At 44.7% G+C, this 22,120-nt stretch carries 21 protein-coding genes, 2 tRNA genes and 1 pseudogene; 8 read left to right on the top strand and 16 right to left on the bottom strand.

The window, feature by feature from the left end:
- Positions 1–56: 56 nt before the first annotated feature.
- The 3 genes from G493_RS0119365 to G493_RS0119350 all read right to left on the bottom strand — a co-directional run bounded on the left by G493_RS0119365 (position 57) and on the right by G493_RS0119350 (position 2,488).
- A complete protein-coding gene (locus tag G493_RS0119365; RefSeq protein ID WP_153306593.1) occupies positions 57–458 on the bottom strand; it encodes a tetratricopeptide repeat protein in 402 nt (133 codons plus the stop codon).
- A gap of 221 nt (positions 459–679) precedes the next feature.
- A complete protein-coding gene (locus tag G493_RS0119360; RefSeq protein ID WP_028581726.1) occupies positions 680–1,033 on the bottom strand; it encodes a hypothetical protein in 354 nt (117 codons plus the stop codon).
- 795 nt (positions 1,034–1,828) lie between these two features.
- A complete protein-coding gene (locus G493_RS0119350) occupies positions 1,829–2,488 on the bottom strand; it encodes a LexA family transcriptional regulator (RefSeq protein ID WP_028581725.1) in 660 nt (219 codons plus the stop codon).
- A gap of 328 nt (positions 2,489–2,816) precedes the next feature.
- Here G493_RS0119350 and G493_RS0119345 point away from each other — a divergent pair, with 328 nt between their 5' ends.
- Positions 2,817–3,041, top strand: a complete 225-nt coding sequence (locus tag G493_RS0119345; protein WP_028581724.1) for a hypothetical protein — start codon at positions 2,817–2,819, stop codon at positions 3,039–3,041.
- A 152-nt stretch (positions 3,042–3,193) separates the two neighbouring features.
- Here G493_RS0119345 and G493_RS0119340 read toward each other — a convergent pair.
- Together G493_RS0119340 and G493_RS33510 are read right to left on the bottom strand one after the other, a co-directional pair.
- A tRNA-Pro gene (locus tag G493_RS0119340) sits at positions 3,194–3,271 on the bottom strand.
- 330 nt (positions 3,272–3,601) lie between these two features.
- The gene (locus tag G493_RS33510) at positions 3,602–3,796 is read right to left on the bottom strand and encodes a hypothetical protein (protein ID WP_153306592.1); all 195 of its coding nucleotides are present in this window, start codon (positions 3,794–3,796) and stop codon (positions 3,602–3,604) included.
- A 241-nt stretch (positions 3,797–4,037) separates the two neighbouring features.
- Here G493_RS33510 and G493_RS0119325 point away from each other — a divergent pair.
- The 4 genes from G493_RS0119325 (at position 4,038) to G493_RS0119305 (ending at position 6,994) form a co-directional block, all read left to right on the top strand.
- A tRNA-Asn gene (locus G493_RS0119325) sits at positions 4,038–4,113 on the top strand.
- A gap of 330 nt (positions 4,114–4,443) precedes the next feature.
- Positions 4,444–6,093 carry a hydantoinase/oxoprolinase family protein gene (locus G493_RS0119315; RefSeq protein ID WP_028581721.1) on the top strand — a complete coding sequence of 550 codons (1,650 nt, stop codon included), beginning with the start codon at positions 4,444–4,446 and terminating at the stop codon, positions 6,091–6,093.
- On the top strand, positions 6,093–6,629 hold the full coding sequence (locus G493_RS32515) for an EndoU domain-containing protein (protein ID WP_051309603.1): 537 nt from the start codon (positions 6,093–6,095) through the stop codon (positions 6,627–6,629). Before G493_RS0119315 ends, G493_RS32515 begins: the two co-directional genes overlap by 1 nt.
- A gap of 2 nt (positions 6,630–6,631) precedes the next feature.
- Positions 6,632–6,994: a hypothetical protein gene (locus G493_RS0119305; protein WP_028581720.1), complete on the top strand. Its 363-nt coding sequence runs from the start codon at positions 6,632–6,634 to the stop codon at positions 6,992–6,994.
- A gap of 246 nt (positions 6,995–7,240) precedes the next feature.
- Here G493_RS0119305 and G493_RS0119300 read toward each other — a convergent pair whose 3' ends face one another.
- From G493_RS0119300 to G493_RS0119270, 7 genes are all read right to left on the bottom strand, one after another.
- On the bottom strand, positions 7,241–8,956 hold the full coding sequence (locus tag G493_RS0119300) for a flotillin family protein (RefSeq protein ID WP_028581719.1): 1,716 nt from the start codon (positions 8,954–8,956) through the stop codon (positions 7,241–7,243).
- Positions 8,957–9,119: 163 nt separating this feature from the next.
- The gene (locus tag G493_RS0119295) at positions 9,120–9,794 is read right to left on the bottom strand and encodes a YqiJ family protein (RefSeq protein WP_028581718.1); all 675 of its coding nucleotides are present in this window, start codon (positions 9,792–9,794) and stop codon (positions 9,120–9,122) included.
- 7 nt (positions 9,795–9,801) lie between these two features.
- Positions 9,802–10,473: a PspA/IM30 family protein gene (locus G493_RS0119290; protein WP_028581717.1), complete on the bottom strand. Its 672-nt coding sequence runs from the start codon at positions 10,471–10,473 to the stop codon at positions 9,802–9,804.
- Complete coding sequence (locus G493_RS0119285) at positions 10,470–10,979, bottom strand: hypothetical protein (protein ID WP_028581716.1); 510 nt, start codon at positions 10,977–10,979, stop codon at positions 10,470–10,472. The genes G493_RS0119290 and G493_RS0119285 overlap by 4 nt, the downstream gene beginning before the upstream one ends.
- Before the next feature lie 195 nt (positions 10,980–11,174).
- Complete coding sequence (locus G493_RS0119280; protein WP_028581715.1) at positions 11,175–11,915, bottom strand: ABC transporter permease; 741 nt, start codon at positions 11,913–11,915, stop codon at positions 11,175–11,177.
- Positions 11,899–12,642, bottom strand: coding sequence for an ABC transporter ATP-binding protein (locus G493_RS0119275; RefSeq protein WP_028581714.1), 744 nt, complete (start codon positions 12,640–12,642; stop codon positions 11,899–11,901). Before G493_RS0119275 ends, G493_RS0119280 begins: the two co-directional genes overlap by 17 nt.
- A gap of 6 nt (positions 12,643–12,648) precedes the next feature.
- Positions 12,649–13,572, bottom strand: a complete 924-nt coding sequence (locus G493_RS0119270; RefSeq protein ID WP_028581713.1) for a MetQ/NlpA family ABC transporter substrate-binding protein — start codon at positions 13,570–13,572, stop codon at positions 12,649–12,651.
- A gap of 252 nt (positions 13,573–13,824) precedes the next feature.
- On the opposite strand from G493_RS0119270, the gene G493_RS0119265 reads away from it, so the two are divergent.
- The 3 genes and pseudogenes from G493_RS0119265 (at position 13,825) to G493_RS30205 (ending at position 15,831) form a co-directional block, all read left to right on the top strand.
- On the top strand, positions 13,825–14,229 hold the full coding sequence (locus G493_RS0119265) for a hypothetical protein (RefSeq protein WP_028581712.1): 405 nt from the start codon (positions 13,825–13,827) through the stop codon (positions 14,227–14,229).
- A gap of 24 nt (positions 14,230–14,253) precedes the next feature.
- Positions 14,254–14,532 (top strand): annotated as a pseudogene (locus G493_RS34440) (cache domain-containing protein); the annotation flags it as partial.
- Between the two features lie 3 nt (positions 14,533–14,535).
- Positions 14,536–15,831, top strand: coding sequence for a methyl-accepting chemotaxis protein (locus G493_RS30205; RefSeq protein ID WP_332308228.1), 1,296 nt, complete (start codon positions 14,536–14,538; stop codon positions 15,829–15,831).
- Positions 15,832–16,166: 335 nt separating this feature from the next.
- Here G493_RS30205 and G493_RS32510 read toward each other — a convergent pair whose 3' ends face one another.
- From G493_RS32510 to G493_RS0119240, 4 genes are all read right to left on the bottom strand, one after another.
- Positions 16,167–19,466, bottom strand: coding sequence for a PAS domain-containing protein (locus G493_RS32510; RefSeq protein WP_153306590.1), 3,300 nt, complete (start codon positions 19,464–19,466; stop codon positions 16,167–16,169).
- A gap of 334 nt (positions 19,467–19,800) precedes the next feature.
- Complete coding sequence (locus tag G493_RS0119250) at positions 19,801–20,016, bottom strand: hypothetical protein (protein ID WP_035275218.1); 216 nt, start codon at positions 20,014–20,016, stop codon at positions 19,801–19,803.
- A 103-nt stretch (positions 20,017–20,119) separates the two neighbouring features.
- Complete coding sequence (locus G493_RS0119245) at positions 20,120–20,674, bottom strand: BMC domain-containing protein (protein ID WP_035275217.1); 555 nt, start codon at positions 20,672–20,674, stop codon at positions 20,120–20,122.
- Between the two features lie 115 nt (positions 20,675–20,789).
- Positions 20,790–22,115 carry a 4Fe-4S dicluster domain-containing protein gene (locus G493_RS0119240; RefSeq protein ID WP_028581709.1) on the bottom strand — a complete coding sequence of 442 codons (1,326 nt, stop codon included), beginning with the start codon at positions 22,113–22,115 and terminating at the stop codon, positions 20,790–20,792.
- Positions 22,116–22,120: the final 5 nt, after the last annotated feature.

The raw sequence follows: 22,120 nt of genomic DNA, 5'->3' as shown, positions 1-22,120 counted from the left end.
CCACGGATAAGATTGTGGTTCGTTCGTTCCTCACTCACACAATCTATCCTTATTCGTTATACATATTTTTCTTTAATTATTTTATCTTGTAACATTTGATCTTGAATTCTTATTACTTCTTCTTTGTGATACTCAGTAAATTCATTTTTTTTGCTTAAAAGTTCTTCGAATATGTGGATTCCTGCCTCATCGTTACCAAGGTTCAATTCAGCACATACTAAACCGACTAATATATCGGGGTGCTTACTAACCAGATAAGCTTCACGATATAGTTTTTGTGATTGTATATAATTACCTAGAACTAAATAACAATATGCAATACTTGGCTTTAGGAATTGATCTGTTGAACCAAATTTTTCAAGTGCAGTTTTATAGTTTCCAAGTGCCAGGCTATAAAAACGCAATTTATAAAAATAATTCCCTCTTTGAATGTAGAAATACTCCTCATCAATACCCAAACAAAAATATCCCATGTGGAGAAAAAATAGATTGATGATTGTAAGAGGAAAAGTAAGCAAGTACATCTAAATTATTTCTTTTGTATAACGTTAAGTTGAGCGGCAAATACCACGATGAGAGCTTCCCGGCAAAGTACTACTGGAAGATTCCGGTAAACTTTCAAAGGTAAGGATTACCGCCAGTGGTATTTGTCAGCTCGAACGTCTGGTTATCGAAATTTTTATTGTAAATTAAATTTCTTATCTTCTAAGTAGCCCATGCTTTTTCTTTCTTTAATTAAATCTTCACTTATAATAATGTTTAGTAAAATGAAGAATATATAATATCCTATGAAGAAACCTACCCCCTGACCGAAAGATAAGATTATATTCTTATTAATGTGAGGGTAAATGCTAGCTATTTCAAATGCAATACGGCCTAAACCGACAATAACTGACAAGCAGACAATTGATGCAACCCATGTTTGCCAGTGATGCCAACTTCGTGCAGCACACTTTTGCCATAATCTTTTCTGTTCTTCTTTTTTTATTCCTTGGAGTTCAGGTAATGAATATGGACTTAGGGATAAGTTCATTTTTGTATCGATAACGTTGAATTCACTGGCCCGCGCTGTTTGCGGGTCCAGTGGAATGGCTGGTTATGGCATTATTATTTTCCATGTAAAATCGGCAAAAAACAAACCGATTGAGCAAACGCCAAAGGTTAATAAAACACATTTGTAATTTTTCACTTTAAGTGTGTAATATGTGAGTGAACATATTGAAATAAAGAACATTAAACCTGATATCAAGAAAATGTTTATCTCATGTGTATTTTGCTTGTTTGTATTAATTCCAGGGTATGGACCAGGAAACAAGTAGAGTAGGAGAACATGTAAATAGAAGAAGAATATGCTAAGTAAGAATGTAATTAAACAATATTTTGCAATTTTCTTATTTAATTTAAACAGCTTAGCAAAAACAAAAAATGAACAGCTATTAAATAGTGCTAAAAGGAAGCTAAAGATTACAAAACTATTAGTGAGATAAGTATCAGAAATTATGTTGTTAATGACATTATGCATTGGCTGATATCACGATGATGGTATTTTTCAAGCCATAACGTTTTATAGGCGACGTTCGCTTTACGCGCTATTTAGACACGCTCGAACCTGCCATTTTTTATACTTTTAATCTTATTTTAGATACTTACTCTGAAATTTCGCATGTCGCCTAATTAGTATTTTTTTTAGAATGACACTGCGTTATTTTAGAGAAACACGTTGATTTAGACCTGTTTTTTCGTCGCCTTTGCCGTATATGACCGTATTAGGCGACCGTCGTATAACACGAATATATTTTTATTTTCTATAAATATCAAAATGTTATCACTAGTTAACCTCATGGCCTAACCAAATGACTTTTCCAATTATACCAAAATCACCGTTTTCCAGTTGATATGGCGGATATTTTTGATAGTTTTCGCTTGATGCAATTAATCTGTTAGCTTGCCGGGATAACCTCTTCACCTTAACCGTCTCTCCCTCTCTAAAAGCGTAAGCTTTGCCATCAACAATATCTTCTAACTCGTTTTTGGACATATCGACCATTACGACATCGCCATCATAGATAAAAGGCTCCATAGAATCTCCCATTATCTCAAAGAGCGCCATATCCTTTGGATTACCTTTTGATCGAATAAATTCTGTTCTAAAAGCATAATTAGCTTCGATCTGATCAGAAGTTCTAAACGAGCCATGACCACTAGAAAGCCTAGCCTTATATTTAGGAACCATTGTAAATTCAGCACATTGGCTATCTGCAACAGAACTCTTCAGATCTAATCTTCTCGGCTCTTTTCCTTCAATAATCCACTCCGTTAGGAGTCCATATTTTTTTGCAACGCTGTAGGCCCACTCAATAGGGAATTCATCTTTATTTTTTTTTCGAGAAACATATTGCCCTGTCGTTCCAACTAACTCAGCGAGCTGATTAAATTTTTTAATTTCTGTTTCACTTGTAATCCGCTTCCAGATTTTAGAAAACGTCATTTGTTATCCTAAAGACTATTTTCCCTTGATATCATCCTCAAGATGAGCTACTAAACATACATGAGTTACCATAAAGACAATAAATCATCCTAAGGACAATTACGAATCAGTCGGTAACGCCAAATTCAAATAATCCAAAACTTCCAAACTGCTCAACCTGCGGTTGTCGATACGAGCACGGTGAGTACGAGACCAACACAGGTGTTGAGAGCTTTCTTATCTGTCCTGAATGTTTCAGGAACATTCCTGTGTATCGTATACCTCCAACCACCGATTCTACCATAGTTAAACCATATTTTACTAACAAATGAAAACAGGAGCTTAAAAAATGGCTGAAGAAACAAAAACAGGCATGGTCATCGTCGGACAATTCAATGGTGTGAACGAGTACACCAACAAAAATACGGGACAGGTTATCAGGCAACTACTTATCCTCGTTCCCGGCGCTTCCTCCTGCTTGCAGGTAAACCCCAAGGCTGGTGTTGATCCCGGTCAGTATAAACTCATGGAAACTGTGAAAATGGCAGTTACTCCACGCTCTAACTACGACTGAAATTTATCTCCATTCTATTGGGGAATCTCAAAAGACAGCTATTGAGTCACTGGAAGGCAGGTTCCAGCGTGAAAAATAACAAAACCGCCACCATTATCGGCCACACAAAAAAAAACGGGCTACACATAAACTGTGTAACCCGTTGGAAAAACTGGTCGGGGCGGTAGGATTCGAACCTACGACCTCCTGCTCCCAAGGCAGGCGCGCTAACCAGGCTGCGCTACGCCCCGACGCAATTTTGAATTTGTTTGAAAGAGCTTCGGCTATTTACACGATTGACAATTATAAGGCAAGTTTTTTTTTACATTGGTTTCATTTTTTTACTTGGTTTTCCCCCGACACTGCTCCCCCTACGTATTTACCAGCAAGTTATCCTCTGTGTATTCAATAAATTAGCACTATGTGTCCAAACTTTATTGCATTCTATTTTTTTTACAGACATTTGTGCTTGTCGGCAGTAGCCGCTATTCTTACCTGCGCTGGAACGGATTTCTCAGATTATCGCAAAATTTTCTACAGAGTTCATCATAACGGCAAAAAATTCGCAGACGGTCCGTCAATCATCCTTGAACTGCACATGCACAGCATGGAATCTGGCATTGCTCTCCAATAAGGTTATCGAGAATAAACGGGACTGCCTGGTTGTTGAGTAGGAGTATAAAAATCCCCACCTTGATGACTGTGACCATTATCGTCACAATCTGGAAAAACTCATTGATCGCAAAAAAACTACCTCCCCATATTAAAGTTTCCATACTGGATGCCACATTGTTTGAAGAAGATGGAAATATTCTTACAAAGGTGGCTTGTCGTCTTTTTTACACATAAAAACAAAGAGAAAAGCTCTTCACAAAGCCGTTCTCTACAGGTTTGCCTGCAAATAAAATGTTTTTTATGTTTTAAAAAGTAATTTTATTGTTGACGGGAAACGGTGAACATGATAAACAGCCGTCTCGTAACGCAAACGCGTTTCCCAACCAATGATTTTGAGCTTATTCCTCGGTAGCTCAGTTGGTAGAGCAGGTGGCTGTTAACCACCCTGTCGGGGGTTCGAGTCCCTCCCGAGGAGCCAGTTTTCAGCCCGGTCAACTTGTTTGACCGGGCTTTTTTTATATGCAAGGTCCTGTTCACTGTGAAACATGTAGTTATCTGCATTCCAGCTGATAGCCATGCTCTTTCCAGGCGGTGCCTTGAATCTTCTCGTAATCAATGGTATGAGAAACTACCATGTAGCAGAATCCAGATGTACTCTTTCAGATGTGTATATAAGGGTTCGGCAAAACAAGATGCACAGCGATAATCGATGTGCGTCTACACCAGAATATAAAATTGAGCATGGTTTCCCGGCCCTGTTGCATTGACCGGATACCGGCCTTTCCAGATACACACTATTCCCTATTCAATGGATACCTATTGTATTGGTATTGATACCGGCGGCACTTTTACAGATGCGGTCGCCGTTCGCCTTGCAGACAACAGTGTTGCTGCCCAGAGTAAAACCCGTACCACACACAATGATCTGGCTGTTGGTGTTGGCACTGCCCTGAAAGAACTTTTTCAAAGTGACATTCAGCCTTCGCAAATTGCTCATCTTGCCGTCTCCACTACTTTGGCAACCAATGCGGTTGTTGAAGGTCATGGAGCTCGCGTGGGCCTGTTTGTTCTGGGATATGTTCGCCATTTCAAACTGCCAGTGGTTGCTAATATTTTTATTAAGGGCGGGCATACCATAACCGGCGAAGAAGATGAACCGCTGGACATGGAAACACTGGTTGATACGCTTCAGGAATTACGTAAGGAAGTGGACAGCTACGCGATATGTGGAGCCATGTCCATCAAAAATCCAACCCATGAACTGGTCGCGGAAAAAGCAATATCCCTGATTGACCCAAAACCGGTCTTCTGCTCCCACCTTGTATCATCCCATCCTGGAATGCAGGAGCGTGCAGCAACAGCCTGTCTGCATGCCAAATTGATGCCCCTGATGGTGGATTTTCTTTCTTCCATTCAACGCTCGATGCTCTCCCTGGGGCTGGAATGTCCTGTAAGTATCATATGCGGTGATGGTACAGACGCGAATCTGGAAGAAACCGTTGAAAGGGCTGCCATCACCATGGCCAGTGGTCCGGCAGCGACAGCACGGTTTGGCAGTTTTTCCACCCAGGAATCAGCCCTGATAGTGGATGTTGGCGGAACCACCACAGATATTTGCCTGTTGAAAAACGGGCTGCCGGTTCTCAGTGATGAAGGATGTCGTATTGGCCCCTGGCAGACCCATGTGGAAGCTGTGGATATGTACACTGCCGCAGGCGGAGGAGACAGCCAGGTCCTCTGCATGCGGGATGGTGAACTGGTTTTGGGAAAAAATCGTATTCAGCCGCTTGCCATCACCGAAGATTTACCTGATCCTGCTCTGTGGCTGCAACCGAAGGGCGATCATTATATGGTGCTTCCTGAAGCAGGCAGGAATAATCTGACAGAAGACAATAATATCCTGATACAGGCTCTGGCAACCCACGGATCCATGCCGCCTTCCCGCCTTACCGAAGTAACAGGCATTCAGGGTATCTCCCTGGAAAAACAGGTGGAACGGCTGGCCTTTGAACAACGCTTGGTGCTGAGTGGCTTTACGCCAACAGATGCTCTTCATGTTCTGGGAGAACTGCAGGTTGGCAATAGTGAAATAAGCAAAAAAGCCGCCACAATCTATGGCAGGCACCTGGGGATTAGTGCTGAAACTTTTTGCCAACAGGTTGTTGCGAAAACCGTAGAAACCATTGCCGAGAGCATTCTCACCTATCTTGCCCGTTCAGTATGGAGCCCCGAGCACGCAGCTGTCATGTTGCACCAGCAGACGAATGCGTATTTTTCCCTCAATTTTTCGGTACATTTGCCACTCATTGGTATTGGAGCGGCAGCACCGTTTTTCCTGCCCCAGGTAGCAGAACGGCTTAATACCACAGTTCGTTTTCCGGAACACTATGCTGTGGGTAACGCAGTTGGCGCAGCCATCATCGGAATGCAGAATGTTCAGGAGAGGAGACAGACCTGATGCGCAGACAGGATTCCGGTTCAGCAAAAGACATAACCAGCCTGCGTTTCTTTTTGCAGATTCATGTTATCAGCTTGCTGTTCGCCTTCTTGTTATTTTTTCCAGGCAGTGCAGAAGCAGGAAAAAAATCTCAGTGGAGTAATACAACCCCGCAAATAAATCTCACCCATATTTTCCAGGGTGAAATAAACCGGCAAGGCAAAGCAACCGGCTTCCATTCCAGGCCAGGTGGCATTGACACGAAAAATGCCAAAGTACTCAGAATTCTTGCCGGCCCCAATTCCAGGGGCGTTTATACGGCCCAGGCCGCACTTTTGAACAGGGAGGGAAAATGGCTGACTAAATTCTCCTCGTTCTTTCCAGACAGTATGGACAAAAAGGACATCATAACAGCCATACTCCATGCCTGGCAACACCGACAAACAGATCAATCGCAACCCTGGCAGGGACCATCAGGCCGTGGTTTTCTCATTCAGGGTTACATCAACAAACAAGGCAATATCAATACTGCCTTTCCTCTTTACACAAAACCATAATCATGCAGACACCAAAAATAGTTTTTTCCCGTCACACAACAGGTGCCCCTACCCACGTCTTTGCGCCATCATCTCTCTCACCACTTGCCACCTTCCTGCAGACTGATATCCAGGAAAGCGCCACAGGCAAAGAGTTGCTTTCAAAGCTCAGTAATGCCCAGAAGGGTATGGAGCAAAACATCTTTACCGGTAATGCCCACAATCTCAGCCTGGCTGCTGAAGGCACAGCTGTAATTGAAGCCACCATGGAAGAAGAGCTACCAACCCTTACACTCCCAGAAGCGACCTTGGTAACATGCCTGGAAAAGTGGATTGAATTCCTGGATACACCAACAATGCTGAATATGGTCCCTCACCTTCAGTAAGTCATAGAAACGAGCCAGCCAGTCTATGGCGCTCTTCTGTGACCATACACAGGCACGTCTTTACTCCTTTTGAAGGCGGAGCCCGTCCGGACAACCATATTGTACTGTTTTCTCCCCGGTGGCAGATTGCTGGTCATAATACGTCGACAGAACAGCTGCCACACATAACAGGGCTGCAAACAACAAAGCACACAACAGGTGCGCTGTTGTGTGCTTCGATATCAGATGTGTCGTTAAGGGTATACGTTAGTCCTCTCTTGCATCTGTTGCAGGAGGCGCCTGTTGGTGGAACACTTCCGTTAACCCGTTCAAGTCACTTCCCTTCAGGCCGATGTCTGCCAGCAGGGAATCAACCAGCGGTGCCTGACCACGGTAACGAAGGGCACTGTTCACCAGCTGGTCACCCAGACTTGCAGAGGTATTGTTTTCCGCTGACGTACTACCCTGTCCATTGGTTAACCCATCGACCTGAATAATTTTAATTCCCTCAATCTGTTCCATGGGTTTCACGCTCTGGCGAATGATTTCCGGCAACTGCTTGATTAACTCAAGGCGTACCTGCATGGCAATCTGCTCGCTGGAAAGGAGGTTCTTGGCGGCATTCAGGGCCTGTGCACCTTCAGCTTCCACCCTGTAGCTGATCTCAGCAGCCTCGGCACGGAGTTTTTCAGCCTCTGCTTCAGCGCCTGCTTCGATTTTCTTCTTGTCCGCCTCGGCATTGGCCAGAGTTTTCACAGCCTCTGCCCGATCCATGGCTGCCAGTTTTTCTGCTTCTGCTGCCACCTGTACTGAAATAGCCTGTTTCTCAGCAACCTGTCTTGCTTCCACCAGTTCAACGGATTTAATTCGTTCTGCTTTCTCTGTCTCCTGAACAGTGATAACCCGTTCAGCTTCGCGGATAGCATTTGCGCGGGCCTTATCCGCCTCTGCTTCAGAAAGAGATTTTGCCTTGGATTTCTCTGCCAGAGCAATGGCTTTATCCTGTTCTGCAAGCTCCAGAGTCTGGTTTTTCAGAATCTCTTTCTCGTTAATAAGCTGAGCTTTGGCTATGTTATCAGACTCAATGGCCTGGGCAGCTGCAATTTTCGACTGATTGATCTGTTTTTCAGCATCAATGGTTGCCTGCTGCGCCTCTTTGTGTTTTTTGGCTTTTTCTTCGGCAATTTCAGCAGCCTGAGAAGCTCTTCTAATTTCAAGCTCTCGCTCCTGGGCCAGCTCCGCATACTCTCTTTCTTTAAGAATATCAAGCTGTTGCCTGCGAGCCTCCAGATTCTTATTGTCAATGGCAACCTGGGTATCGAGCTCAATATCGTTACGTATTTTTCTTCGCTCTTCGATCTCCTGGGTCAATTTTGTCAGACCTTCGGCATCAAAGGCATTGTCAGGATTAAAATGTTCTTTACTGGTCTGATCCATACCTGTCAAAGAAACAGATTCCAGCTCCAGACCATTTTTCAACAGATCTTCAGAAACCGCTGCCTGTACTTTGGTAACAAATTCAACCCGCTGCTCGTGCAGTTCTTCCATGGCCATTTCAGCAGCAACAGCACGCAGAGAATCAACAAATTTACCCTCTACCAGCTCTTTCAGCTCTGCCGGTACCATGGTTTTCATACCAAGGGTCTGGGCAGCATTGGCAATGGATTCCTCTGTGGGTTTTACCCGCACATAAAACTCCGCTGCCACATCCACGCGCATACGATCCCTGGTGATAAGGGCCTGCTGATTTTCTCTTTTTACCTCCAGACGCAAAGTGTTCATATTAACCGGAATAATCTCGTGCAAAACCGGCAACACCACTGCACCACCGTTCAGAATAACCTTCTGCCCCCGAAAACCGGTACGCACAAAGGAAACCTCTTTAGATGACCGTTTGTAGAGACGTGCCAGGATGAACCCGATGCACACAAGAGCAAACAGGATTATTCCCGCATTAATTAAAATAAATGAAAACTGCCCCATCGTATTCCTTCCTTCCAGATATTAATAAAGAGGATCGTGAGTGAAAAATTATCTTCACTCACGATCCCTTGAAACTCCTCTCATAGACCGACCACAGCCAATATCCACAACTGTAGCCTCCTTTTACAGTCGTACAGATTGCACTCAAAACTTTGGTTGGCAATCAATCTACAAGGCTGCTGTTATCCCCGGCAATTACCTTAAACACCGATCCTTCCTGACGAACAATAATCACCCGCTCTCCCTGATTGTAACTCTCGGCTTCATCATCAGGTACAACCAGGATATAGTGTGTCTGCCCATGCTGATCTTTGAGTTTTGCTTGCGCTGGTTTTCCAGCCTTTGCCATGCCCATGGTAATATCTGCGACCTTCCCTATGAACGTCTTTTCAGAGACCACATAGGTTTCATCTTTTGGAAGATGTCTTCCTAGAAAACCTCCACAAACCCTGACAGTGGGAATAGCACAAAACAATGCTCCCCCTGCTGCTGCCATGGTTGGTATCAACTGTCCCAGTATCTGCATGGCAGTAAACTGTATAATTAAGCCGCTCAGGCCAAATCCTGTAAGAAAGACAATAAACAGGATAACCACCGGCACTTCACCTATCCGGAACCATGCCAGAAGCTTAATCAGACCACTGCCAGCTGCATCAGCGTCCGGAGCATCAAAATCGGCATCGATGTCCACATCCATTTCAGGCAGAACAGAATCCACCATATCGGAAAGGCCAACCCCTAAGCAGGCAGACACGATTTCTAAAACAGTCAAAAGAAGCATGATCGCCAGGCAAATGGTAAATGGGGAATTGCCCGGCGAAAGCAAAAACTCTGTCATAAATGCATTATCCTTTTTTACTTTTTACCGCAGCCAGCCGTTCCTGAATTCTGTGCTTGCGGCTCAGATCTTCCAGTTCGTTCAGCTTGGCGGCAGTTTTTGCATCCGTTGTTCCACTGCCAGTGCGGCCGGTGGCAGAGGAAAGAACCCGATCAAATGCAGATTCCGCCTGATCAACTTTACGTTCAACACTGTTCCCTCCTTTGCTGGAAGCTGTTCCTTCCCGTGCCGCTTCTTTTCTACTCTCCCTGAACAGGTTGAGTTCTTCCTGCATTTCGCGCTTCTTTCCTTTTAAAGCAGCAATATATCCTTCGAGCTCCTGCTCAGTTCCACTTAAATCACTTATCTGATTTTCCAAAACCGGAATCTGTGCCTCATAATCCAGCTGTTGTGCGATGGCAGCCTCGGCAAGATCATCCCGATTTGCCTCCACTGCAAACTCGATCTTTGAGGCCAGATCCTCGCATTTCTGGTTGATTTGCAGCAAGCGTGAATTGGCCAGGTGTTTGTTGGCTATGGTGGAACTGAGCTCAGTACGCACTTCATCAACAGCGCTGTCTACTTCTCGAATAGCCTGCTCCATCACAGTTTCAGGCGCAGCATTTTCCACAGCATCCACCAGGGCATTAAAGCTTCCGCTTATGATTCTGCCCACTCGACTGGTTATTGAATTTTTCATGACTCTTTCTCCCTTTTATCAGAAAGGTTATGCAATATATGTAGCAAATCTTCTACAGATTCCAAATGATTTCGTACCAGCGAAGGTGTATAACTGGACGGATTTTTCGAAAGTTCAATATGCAGAATGGATTCAAGCAGACGAAAAGTTCGCTCCAACAATCCTCGCTCATAGGCGATAAGATCGTTCTGCTCCTGTTCAGGATGAATACCTGTAAGCGTGTATGCATAAAACTCGGGAAGCCAGTTCAATATCTTCTCCACCAATTCAGAATGCTTTTCATTGGCCAACTCCTCACGTTTTATATACTCAATGAGAGGCAGCACCTGCTGTAATACCGACCTGTATACTCCCGTAAAATCCTTTGCATTTTCATGTTCTTTCCGCGCCTGTTCAATAATGGCCCGAAGCTTGTCGCTTGGCGTGCGTGCACCTTCTATCTGCAATTGACTGATAAACTCCGCATCCTCATGGGAAATGCGGGCACCTATTTGAACCTTTTTCATGGCAGCACCTCGTGTTTGTTTCTTTATGCATACCTTTAATCACATTTGTTTTCATTTGCAAACAAATAGATAAAAATGCACACAGCATCCTTCAAGCACAGAAACATGAATGCTATTTTCACGCAATTACGGATTGATAAAACGGGGAGCTGTTATCTATTAACAATAGAAATCAGAAAACGGTTACGCAAATTCTTATAAACGGTTCCAGCGGCAGAGAGATCGTTCCAGACGATCCAGAAGAAGATAAAGGACAAAACCGAGCAACGCCATGCCGGTGATGCCTGAGTAAAGAGCAATGTAATCAGCTCGTCCCCAGGAATCCATGATGATATAGCCCAGTCCCTTAGTGGTGGCAAAAGACTCGACAAAAAAGAGAATAGCCACAGCAGTACCAATTGAGATACGCATGGCTGTGAGGGTTTTGGGCATGGTTGCAGGTATGATCACATGGCGATATAACTGCCATTTACTGGCACCCAGGGTTTGCAGGGAGTAAAGATAATTACTGTGGATTTCCTTGGCTGCATCTCTTGTGGTAACCAGAATCTGAAAAAAGATGATAAGTGCGATCAGAACGATTTTAGAGAGATTGCCAATTCCAAAAAGAATAATAATCAGGGGCAACAGTACCACATGCGGGATGGGGTATAACAGATACACAAAGGGGGACAAACTTTTGCGAAGCCCTGGCTCATGTCCGATCATCAGTCCAAGGGGTACGGCGGTCAAAGCACCCAACACCACACCAGCTACAGCCCGGAAGGCGCTGATCAATACATCATCTATGATTTTGCCTTGCAACAGTTTACTCACAAAATCAGCCAGTACCTGCCACGGCTGTGGCAGAGCAATGGAGTTCAGCCAGAGTGCCGCACCTTGCCAGCTGATCAACAGTATAATTGCGGCAAGGATGAGATTACGCTTCCCCTGCATGGCACTCCTCCATTAAAACCTTTCGCAAAAGGGTGCAGCGCTCAAAAAAGAGAGGGCTCTGGCGATATTCGATGTCACCTGCTTCCCGATTCTCCAGCTGTTGAATTATCTGTCCCGGCTTGTTTCCCAACACAATAACCCTGCGACCCAACAATACTGCCTCTTCTATGGAATGGGTTACAATAACCGGCAGTACCTGTTTCTGTTGCCAGACCTGGATCAGGAGATTCTGTAGTCGTTCCCGGGTGAGCGCATCCAAGGAGGAGAGCGGTTCATCCATAAGCAGGATATCCGGCTGAATAACCAAGGCTCTGGCCAGGGCGACTCGCTGCTGCATTCCCCCTGAGAGTTGGGCGGGATAATAATCTGCATAGGGCCTGAGTGCCATTTCTTCCAGTACCTGATTTACCCTGGTGAAAATTTCCTGCTTTGCTATGTTCTGCAACTGTAATCCCAGGGCGATGTTGTGGTACACGGTTTTCCAGGGGAATAGACCATAATTCTGCAAAATGGTACCGCATCTGGCCTGTTCGGAAATTTTCACCTCTCCCTGTTGGGGTTGCAGCAATCCCGCAAGCAGAAATAATAAAGAGGTTTTTCCACAACCAGAAGGACCAATAATCGCCAGACTCTCACCGCGATCAACCTGAAAAGAGATATCCTGCAATATCCAGTGGTGGAGTTGCTGCTCCACATAGGCAAATGAAACCTGCTTTACCTCAATCATATCCGTTTACAGAAAATCCCCATATACCATGTACTCGTAGGCTACAGGCTTTACCACGCCTTTAGCGGTTAACCAATCCATGACCGGAGCATACAGGGAAATGGAAAAAGGTTGTGGCGGCGGATAAGTGGGAATGGGATAATTCGAGGCCAGGTCAGGAGGGATTCTGCCTTTTTCCACGAACAGCGCTCGATAGGTTTCCGGAGACGCATTGATCAATTCAACAGCCTTGCCATAGGCTGCAAAAAATCGAGAGACATCATCTTTCCGCTGTTCCAATACCTGCGAACGAAAGATAAGCACGGTCTGCGAGAGGCTCTCAGCGGCCTGATCGTCGGCCAGAATCTGTATCGCTCCTTTGGTCCGGGCCACAGATGCCAGAGGTTCAGGAAGAGTAGCAGCCTTGACTGCTCCGGAAAGCAGCATCTGCATACGAATAGGCATTTTCTTGATTTCAATCTTTTCGATTTCCTCTTCAGAAAATCCCTGCTCTACCAAAAGGCGGTCAGTGACATACTCTATGATAGTGGCATTGGACACAGCGATAGGCACACCTTTGAGCTGTTCGATGGTTTTCAGGTCAGACTTGGGTGCAGCCAGGATGGCAAACACACCTTCCTGCGGGGTTTTACCCAGGCAAAGAGAGGTAATTTTAACCTGATTTCTTCCCTGATCCAGAAGTATGGATCCCACAGGATCACTCAGAGCACCATCGATGGCACCTGCTGTCAGGGCACTGTCCCGCTCCAAGGCGCTGAGAAAGGGAACCAGTTCAACCTTGATGCCCTGCTGACTGTATAGCCCCTCCTGTTCTGCCACATACATGGGCACCACATCCTCTATGAGCAGAGTACCTATTTTCAATACCTCTGCAGCCTGCACAGACAGGGATGTGAAAAGAATACAACACAGTATAACCAATGTCTTCATGGAATCTCCCTTACAGATTGGATACGATTCCATAAATATACCGGGATGACGTTCTCCGGTCAATTCAAGGCTGAAAGGAAAAGAATTTCAAAATGCTTGAATCGGGGTAATGCCGGAAACCTTGGGAATAAAATATAATTTGGATCTCGCAAATGTCATATGATAACATACTTTAAGGCATGGCTATCATCGCCACATCATATCTCATTGTTTTTTACTTGTTGTGAAAAGCCGTAACCATGGAGAAATATTATGGCGCTGAAATCCTTACGAACCAAAGTAGTCTTCTACTCGGTAGCATTGATTCTTGTTATCGCTATCCCTGTTATCACTGTGGTAAGTGTTCTGGTAAATAAATCTGTAAAAAACGACTACCGCCGAAGTGTCACTTTGGAGATGCAAACCATTGATATGGCGCTGGAACTCTTTTACGAAGACCTTGACAACAATATAGACATGTTTGCAGAACATGCTCTTCTCAAGCTTGCTGACAATACTATCACCAGCTACACCACGGCAGACGGTGTAATGATGACAACTGAAAAAAACGGTGGTATCGAACAGAAGATTTATGAGGCATTTGATAACTATGCCCAAACCCATCCTGGAACTCTGTACGTCTACATGGGTACTGAAGACGGTGGATATATTCAGTAGCCGACTTCCAAACTCACCAACTATGACCCACGTGTACGCCCATGGTATACCAAGGCTCAATCCTCCAATGGACAAATTATCCGTACTGATCCATATACAGACTCTGTCACGGGGTCTCTCATCGTCAGTAATGCTCGAACGTTTTCCAATACTTCAGGAAAAACATATGGGGTCATGGCTATTGACGTAAGCTCCGCCAAGCTTACAGAGATCATGAACCAAATACAAATAGGTGAAAATGGATATGCCATGCTGTTGCACAAATCGGGACTGGTACTGGCTGACCCTCACAATCCCGAACATAATATGAAAAAGTTTGAGGATGTTGACATTCCCGATGTTGATAGAGTTCTAGAGAATGAGCAGATAACTTTCAACACCACCATTGACGATGAAATATATCAGCTGGATGCACTGCATTCACAAAAAACAGACTGGATAATTGCTGCACTCATACCTAAAAGTGAACTCAAAGAAACTGCCCGAGCCACCATGCTTACTATACTTGCGTGGATAAGTGGCGTCATGCTCCTGGCAGTTCTTTCATCCCTCTTTTTCTCCGCCAAACTCACCGGACCAATTAACGCTGTAGTGAATGGTCTGCAGGAAATTGCTGAGGGGGAAGGAGATCTTACCAAACGTCTGCAAGTCGATAGTCAGGACGAAGTCGGCAAACTGGCAGAGTGTTTTAATCAATTCATGGAGCAACTACAGAATCTTATAACAGAAATCGGCACCTACTCCAAACGGTTGAACAATTCATCCACCCAACTTTCAGATCTTTCAGATACAATGTCGGCAAATGCTACAGACACCTCCACCTTATCAGCAACCGTTGCGGCCGCTGTTGAAGAAATGAGTGCCAATATGACCAATGTAGCTGCTGCCATGGAAGAATCCAGTACCAATACCAATATGGTCGCAGGTGCCTCAGAAGAAATGACTGTAACTATCAATGAAATCTCAAAAAACACAGAAAAAGCACGAGCCATTTCTAATACGGGTGTACAGCGGGCAGAAGAATCTTCCCAACAGATGAACAGCCTGAGCGAAGCAGCTTCAGGAATCGGCAAAGTCCTGGAAACAATAACAGAAATTTCTGAACAGGTTAACCTGCTGGCATTAAACGCCACCATTGAAGCGGCACGAGCCGGTGAGGCAGGGAAAGGGTTTGCGGTTGTTGCCAATGAAATAAAAGACCTGGCAAAGCAAACATCTGAAGCAACATACGAGATCAGGCAGAGAATTGAAGGCATCCAGGGGTCAACCAGTGGAACCATTGCCGGGATTGAAGAAATTACTGGAGTCATCACAGAAATCAACGGCATCATCAGCGGGATAGCTGAAGCAATACAGCAACAGGCTTCGGCAACCCAGGAAATTGCCGACAACATTTCACAGGCATCACAAGGTATTCAAGAAGTCAACGAAAGTGTCAATCAAACAAGCAGCGTAGCAGCAGAAATCACAAGTGAAGTGGCACAGGTCAATCAAGCTGCAGACCAGATGGCCTCGGGAAGTGACCGCATCAAACAGAATGGTGCTGAATTACTGGATATGGCAAGTCATCTTAATGAACTTGTCGGCCGATTTAAGGTATAAAAAGAGAAGGAATCAATGGAAATGAGCCGATTCTTCTATCTCTTTGTGCTCACACGCCTTCAGACGTAACTGATAACGGGGTTAACAACACTGCTATTTCAATTAGTTCTGAGTTGTAACTGGTCACCGGTGCTTCAGATTTGGGCAAGCGTGTTTTTTCGCAGGTAAGCGAAGACTCCGTGAAGTACGTGGATCAGGTACCTACAGACTCCTTTAAGAAAAGAAGTTTCTCCGACAAGGTACTACTATCATGCTTCGTAACAGTTCACCAGGGGGGATAAAAAAGCAGCGATGAGGCCTGATGGGACTAATATGGGGGTACTGGTACACGGTTACTATGCTTCATTTTTCAAAGCTTCACTCACCTTGATAAGCAAATCCCTGCTGGAAAAAGGCTTTTGAATGAATCGTACACCATTGTCAAGTACTCCGCGTCGTTCGATGTCGTTGGCAGTATATCCTGACATATACAAGCATTTGATTTCAGAGCAAAGTTTTTTGATTTGATCAGCTAACTCTCGTCCATTCATTTCAGGCATAACCACATCGGTAATAAGCAAAGAGATTTCCCTAGAATGCGACTTGGCCAGCTGGAGTGCCTTTGAAGGGCTTGCTGCCTGCAATACTTTATAGTTGTGACGGGCAAGGATTTGTGCAACCAACTCAGCAATAAAGGCATCATCTTCAACAACTAACACCGTTTCACAGCTTCCATTGACAGCCTTTTTTACGGTCTCCCTTTGACTGCTGGAAATGTTATCTGAATATCTGGGCAGGTAAATCCTGAACGTTGTCCCCTCCGCCTGTTCACTGTAGACATTGATAAAACCATTATTTTGTTTTACTATGCCATAGACTGTAGCCAGCCCCAGGCCAGTTCCCTCCCCCAAACCTTTGGTGGTGAAAAAAGGTTCAAATATATTATTCAAAACCCCCTGCTCCATACCGCAACCGTTATCACTCACAACCAGAAGAACAAATTCCCCAGGCTGAGCTTCGGGGTGAGTTGCACAGTAATCAGCGTCGATTACCATTCTATCTGTTTCAATTGTGATTCTTCCAACGTCAGAGATGGCATCGCGGGCATTAACACACAAATTTGCCAAAATTTGATCCAGCTGGGAAGGATCCATCAGCACTGTTCCGATGGCATCGCCTGGATGCCAGGCAAGGTCAATATCCTCGCCAATAAGCTTTCTTAATATTTTGAGCATATCTTCCACAGTTGCATTCAAATCAAGGATCTCAGGTGCAATGGTTTCCTTTCTGGCAAATGCCAGCAACTGCCTTGTAATGCCTTTGGATCGGTTGGCTGCACTGTAAATTTGCTTGAGATCTCTCTTCAGTGAAGTCCCATCCTCTACTTTATCCAGGGCCATTTCAGCATAACCGATAATAACCCCCAGGATGTTATTATAGTCATGGGCCACGCCACCGGCCAATCGCCCCACAGCCTCCATTTTCTGGGCGTGTCTCAACTGGGCTTCCAAGCTCAGTTGTTCTGTGATATCCTCTACAATTCCTTTGTAATGAGTAATTTTTCCAGCATCGTTCCTTACAACGAAGGTCCAATCTCTAACATATTTCTCAGCCCCGTCCTTAGCGATAATGCGATAAGGTTCGTGGACAAATTCCTCAATCTCGACCTGGTTGCTCACTTCTGCTAACTCTTCTTCTACATGTGGCCAGTCTGTAGCATGAATACAATCAAAGTACGATACCTCTCCACAGTAGAATTCTTCTGCAGTGTAACCAAAAATCTTTTCAACGTTTTCAGAAACAAATTCCACCGGCCGTCCATGCTCACTCTTCCAGGTAAAGGCCATGGAAGAACTCCTACTTATAATATCATATGCTTCCAGTAATGCTTTTTCAGTATGTTTAATATCAGTGATATCCTGAAAAGAACCTCGTATATACAGCACCTTGCCATTTCTAACAATAGGACTACCAATGGTTCGGATCCATTTATGGACACCCTTTGCAGAGACTAACTCCAACTCAAGATCATAAGATTTGCCGGATGTAATAGCCTCATTGATCGCCTTTTGGATTTTTAACCGTGATTTGCCCTGATAAAAGCTCAATCCTATTTCCATGCTCGTTTTGTCGGTCGGGTCGAGATCGTGAATTCTAGCGACCCCGTCAGTCCAACTCCCTTTCCCCGTTTCTGGATTGAACTCCCAGCCGCCGATATGGGCGATTCGTTCCATTTCACCGAGAAGCAGCTCACGGTGTCGTAACGTTTTTTCAGCATGCTTACGTTTGCTGATATCAATATTTGTGGTGATAAAATAGCGTGGACGGTTCTGTCTATCACGCACAACGGTAATACTGATATCTACCCAGACAATGCTGCCGTCTTTGTGTGTGTATCGCTTTTCAAAACGGGTGGTGTCTTCACTTCCTTCCATCAAGGGAGCGATATGACGTTCCGTCAACGGAATGTCATCGGGCAAGGTCAGCTCTTGCCAGTTTTTGCCTTTCAGTTCTTCAAGCTGATATCCCAGCATTTCGGCAAATGCTCTGTTGACATTGATCTCTCCAGTGGGCAGGGTGATAGATTTACCAACGTTTGCCGACTCAAACACCGATTGAAAAAGGTCGAGACTTTCCCGGATCTTATCACTGCTTGCCTGCAATTCTTCTGTACGTTTATCCACCTGTTTCTTTAAATATCGATTGAACAAAATAACAATAAAAAGAGCCAAAAGGATAAACAAGAAGAGTCCAATAATGCTTTTCAGGTGACGCTCAACAAAGCTTGATTTGCGTACAAGCTTGATATTTACCCATTTATGATAAATTTCCTGGCGTTCTTCCTCACTTACAGTATCAAGTACTTTATCGATGATTGAGCGAAGTTGAGGTTTTTTCTTGGTAATGGCAAATCGCAGATCCCAATGAAAATCCAATTCCGCAGCAAAATTTATATTTGTGATGCTATACTTATCTATAAGATAGCTGGCCATCATGTAGTCAACAATCGCCCCATCGACTGCGCCAGCTGATACCTTTAACAAGACTGACAAATCGTCTTCACATGGAACAATCGTTGCGCCGGGATATTTTGATCGGACATAGTCTAAACTGGAATACCCCTTTATTCCTGCAAGGGTCAGGGAATTCAGGTCATTCAGGTCATTCAGGGCTGGTCTGTTGGCCCTTGTCATTACAGCAAGGCGTGTCTTTAAAAATGGCTTCGTAAAGACGAGAACTTTTTTGCGCTCTTCAGTTTCTTGAGCAGCACCGACGAAATCAAATTCACCAGTCATCATGCCATGATAAAAATCTTCCCAATTATCGTACAGGACTCTTTTGAAGGTAATACCGAGTTTTTTTTCAAAGATTTTTATGTAATCAGATACGATCCCTTTATGCTTACCATCCTCCATATAATCACCTGGCGGCCAATACGGATTAGGACCATAACTAATGGTATCTTTGTTTGCATCAAGCCAAGATATTTCCTCTTGAGTAAGATTGAGAACCGGATCAGAATAATCCGCAACTGCATGATGTGATTGACATAAGAAGATACAACAGAATAGACAGAGTGAGGCGAGAACTTGGGAGGTGAAAATTTTTGGCAATGCTCTTTGGCTCTTGTTGATCGTTGATTGTATAATCTTCACGATCTGTTTCTGCTCCTCATTGTGATATGTCAAGTTATGTCGTACTATATCATATCATCACAATTTTCATGATTTTCCATGTAGCTCGCCCTGGTTTCCACTGATTTTCATCTGGCACTGGCTGTAATATTCATTTTCCCTGTTATGATTACAGCAACCAGACATACAGATTGAATAAGCCTCTCTGAAATGTATCACTATCTGTTCATACATAAAAATTTCACTCAAGTTTCAATCTTGAGTAAATCTTCAGAGAAAAATCAAGCTACCAGATTTTTGTTGTATTTATAAAAGTAGAATTCTTAAGGTGGAGAAGAGCTTCCGCCAATCATTATCAGGATTCATCCTGATAATCATCAACAGCCTGTTCCAGATCTATCATCTCTTTAGCTCTTTCCAGGGCACGTTGTTCAGTATCGCCAGCCATTTCAACGTGATGGGATTGTCCTTTCGGACTGGTGATATCAAAGCAAAAATTGGAACATCTCACAGATTTGTTTTGTACATCTATTTTCCAGCCTTTATAGGTCGCTTCGCTGTGGTCACTCATGGATACGCTCCGGATATATCAATATTCTCGTAGGAAACATATTACCAGTATAAGAATATTTTTCCAGAATGCCAGTAGCTTATATATGTTCACCTCCTGTACGTCAGATAAATTCCTGAAAAAGCTCCTTGGAGACACCCGTAATTACTTCGCGATTTACCAGCGTCGCGTTATCTTTAATGCGCATGCAGCCAGCCTCAACCGCTGTTTCAACGGCGGTAACCTCGCCGGAAAGTAATAAAAACCCCTTGCCGCCGATGGCCATGGCAAGGTGTACCCGCAAAAGTGTTACCTGGGCAGCTTTAACTGCAGCATCAGCCGCCTCCAGACATCCTGCTGCGGAGAAAGTTTCTATTACCCCCAATGCCCTGGTATAATTTTCAGGCAGGGGTACGCATCCTGAAAGGGCAGGCAGAACCCGTTCATCAATATTTGGCAGATAGAGGGTATCAACCACAAAGCCATTGCTCTTTCTTTTGCCAGCATCCATTGCAGCCTGCACGTTCGCAGTACGGCCACCAACCACCACCAGATATTTCCCTGGGCAGATGGTCCGTGCGTTCAGTATCTCTATGTCCGCAGCCTTGAGCATGGCATCCTGCACTTTGAATCCTGCAGCAATACTGGACAATTCAACAATTCCGACAGCTGTATGCATCTTGTGTTGTATCCCTGATTCTCACCCTGTTGCAGGGTATATTGTTATAGCGGTCACCTTGATTACAAGGCGCCCTGAATTCTTTATCAAAGGTAAGTGATTACAGCACACCTGATTATTGCGCCAGTTCTGCTTTCTTTTCAATGGTTACAGCAACCTGATCAACCATAACCACTTCTCCGGCAATGCTGGCGTGGATTTCTGCCCCCAGGTTGGTACTGCAGGTAGCGATCTTTTGTCCGGCCTCCACTCTGTCTCCCTGCTTGACCAACGGTTGGCATGGAGCACCAATATGCTGCTGCAAGGGCACACGGACTTTTGTGATTTCTTCAGGAATATCCATGAGCGGTCCCTTGTTGACAAAACGATTCAGGTCCAGACGGGACATAACCTTTTCCATAGGCATGCGACGATAGCTGATCAACGGGTGCACGCCCTGTTCGCCGCCTCCCTGGTGAGTTATCTTTGCCTGACTAAGTTGACGCTTGTTATAGATACAACTCTGTGATGGATACAGGCCTTCCGGGCAGGCCATGAGGGTGCACAGATTACATTCACAGCAGGAAAGGGTATGGGTCATGGACTGATCAGCCTTGAAAACACCATCGGAAAATATCAGATTACGCATAGCCAGATGTGGTTTTACCGGATGTCCCAGCAAACTCCTGGGGCAGAGCTCCGTACAGATGGAGCACTGGTCGCAGGCAGCTCTACCGATTTTTGCCACTGCTTTTTCATCGCCCATGATCTGATGGCGCTGAATAAGCTGATGATCCTTGGGAAAAACCAGTAAACCACCACTGCTTTTCACCACAGGCTGATCCAGATCTGTGCAGAGTTTTCCCATCATGGGTCCCCCTGCGATAACGGCATAATTTTCTACAAGCGGCTCAGCCCAACTGAGGACCTGTCTGTAACTCACGCCTATGGGAACTTCTACGCTCATCGTTTTTGCAACCGCACCACCAACGGTCAGAAACGAGGTGGTAACAGGCTGCTGCCGCCCAATGTTGTAGATGGTCTCAACATTCTGCACCACCACATCCTGGGTGATGGGCAGCTGGCCCGCAGCAACCGCCCGGCCAGTGGTCTCGTATATAAGGCTGATCTCATCTCCTGCAGGATAAAAATTGCGCAAGGGGAAAATGGTAATGTCTTTGGTACAATATGGTTGGAGCAAGTCTATAAGCTCCTGGTACTTGCCTTTGATACCAATAATTGCATGCTGCGCGCCAATCAATTGCATACAGGTCCGCAGACCTGTGAAAAACAGTTTGCTATGATGCAGTAAAATTTCCTTATCCTTATGCAAAAGCGGTTCACACTCCGCTGCATTTACGATAAAAGTGCCCGCTTTTGCGCTAAGTTTTACATGGGTTGGAAACCCTGCTCCACCAGCACCGACAATCCCCCATTCCTTGATCTGATCCGTTGTTATCATGGATG

The organism is Desulfogranum japonicum DSM 18378 (assembly GCF_000429945.1).
In the GTDB taxonomy this organism is placed as follows: Bacteria; Desulfobacterota; Desulfobulbia; order Desulfobulbales; family Desulfobulbaceae; genus Desulfogranum; species Desulfogranum japonicum.
The sequence above is the reverse complement of the archived record's forward strand: the minus strand, read 5'-3'. Positions and strand labels throughout refer to the sequence as shown.

Excerpts from the sequence above, each read along its gene's own strand:
- G493_RS0119360 (WP_028581726.1), bottom strand. The coding sequence starts at position 1,033 with ATGAACTTATCCCTAAGTCCATATTCATTACCTGAACTCCAAGGAATA.
- G493_RS0119350 (WP_028581725.1), bottom strand. The coding sequence starts at position 2,488 with ATGACGTTTTCTAAAATCTGGAAGCGGATTACAAGTGAAACAGAAATT.
- G493_RS0119345 (WP_028581724.1), top strand. The coding sequence starts at position 2,817 with ATGGCTGAAGAAACAAAAACAGGCATGGTCATCGTCGGACAATTCAAT.
- G493_RS33510 (WP_153306592.1), bottom strand. The coding sequence starts at position 3,796 with ATGGAAACTTTAATATGGGGAGGTAGTTTTTTTGCGATCAATGAGTTT.
- G493_RS0119315 (WP_028581721.1), top strand. The coding sequence starts at position 4,444 with ATGGATACCTATTGTATTGGTATTGATACCGGCGGCACTTTTACAGAT.
- G493_RS32515 (WP_051309603.1), top strand. The coding sequence starts at position 6,093 with ATGCGCAGACAGGATTCCGGTTCAGCAAAAGACATAACCAGCCTGCGT.
- G493_RS0119305 (WP_028581720.1), top strand. The coding sequence starts at position 6,632 with ATGCAGACACCAAAAATAGTTTTTTCCCGTCACACAACAGGTGCCCCT.
- G493_RS0119300 (WP_028581719.1), bottom strand. The coding sequence starts at position 8,956 with ATGGGGCAGTTTTCATTTATTTTAATTAATGCGGGAATAATCCTGTTT.
- G493_RS0119295 (WP_028581718.1), bottom strand. The coding sequence starts at position 9,794 with ATGACAGAGTTTTTGCTTTCGCCGGGCAATTCCCCATTTACCATTTGC.
- G493_RS0119290 (WP_028581717.1), bottom strand. The coding sequence starts at position 10,473 with ATGAAAAATTCAATAACCAGTCGAGTGGGCAGAATCATAAGCGGAAGC.
- G493_RS0119285 (WP_028581716.1), bottom strand. The coding sequence starts at position 10,979 with ATGAAAAAGGTTCAAATAGGTGCCCGCATTTCCCATGAGGATGCGGAG.
- G493_RS0119280 (WP_028581715.1), bottom strand. The coding sequence starts at position 11,915 with ATGCAGGGGAAGCGTAATCTCATCCTTGCCGCAATTATACTGTTGATC.
- G493_RS0119275 (WP_028581714.1), bottom strand. The coding sequence starts at position 12,642 with ATGATTGAGGTAAAGCAGGTTTCATTTGCCTATGTGGAGCAGCAACTC.
- G493_RS0119270 (WP_028581713.1), bottom strand. The coding sequence starts at position 13,572 with ATGAAGACATTGGTTATACTGTGTTGTATTCTTTTCACATCCCTGTCT.
- G493_RS0119265 (WP_028581712.1), top strand. The coding sequence starts at position 13,825 with ATGGCGCTGAAATCCTTACGAACCAAAGTAGTCTTCTACTCGGTAGCA.
- G493_RS30205 (WP_332308228.1), top strand. The coding sequence starts at position 14,536 with ATGAAAAAGTTTGAGGATGTTGACATTCCCGATGTTGATAGAGTTCTA.
- G493_RS0119250 (WP_035275218.1), bottom strand. The coding sequence starts at position 20,016 with ATGAGTGACCACAGCGAAGCGACCTATAAAGGCTGGAAAATAGATGTA.
- G493_RS0119245 (WP_035275217.1), bottom strand. The coding sequence starts at position 20,674 with ATGCATACAGCTGTCGGAATTGTTGAATTGTCCAGTATTGCTGCAGGA.
- G493_RS0119240 (WP_028581709.1), bottom strand. The coding sequence starts at position 22,115 with ATGATAACAACGGATCAGATCAAGGAATGGGGGATTGTCGGTGCTGGT.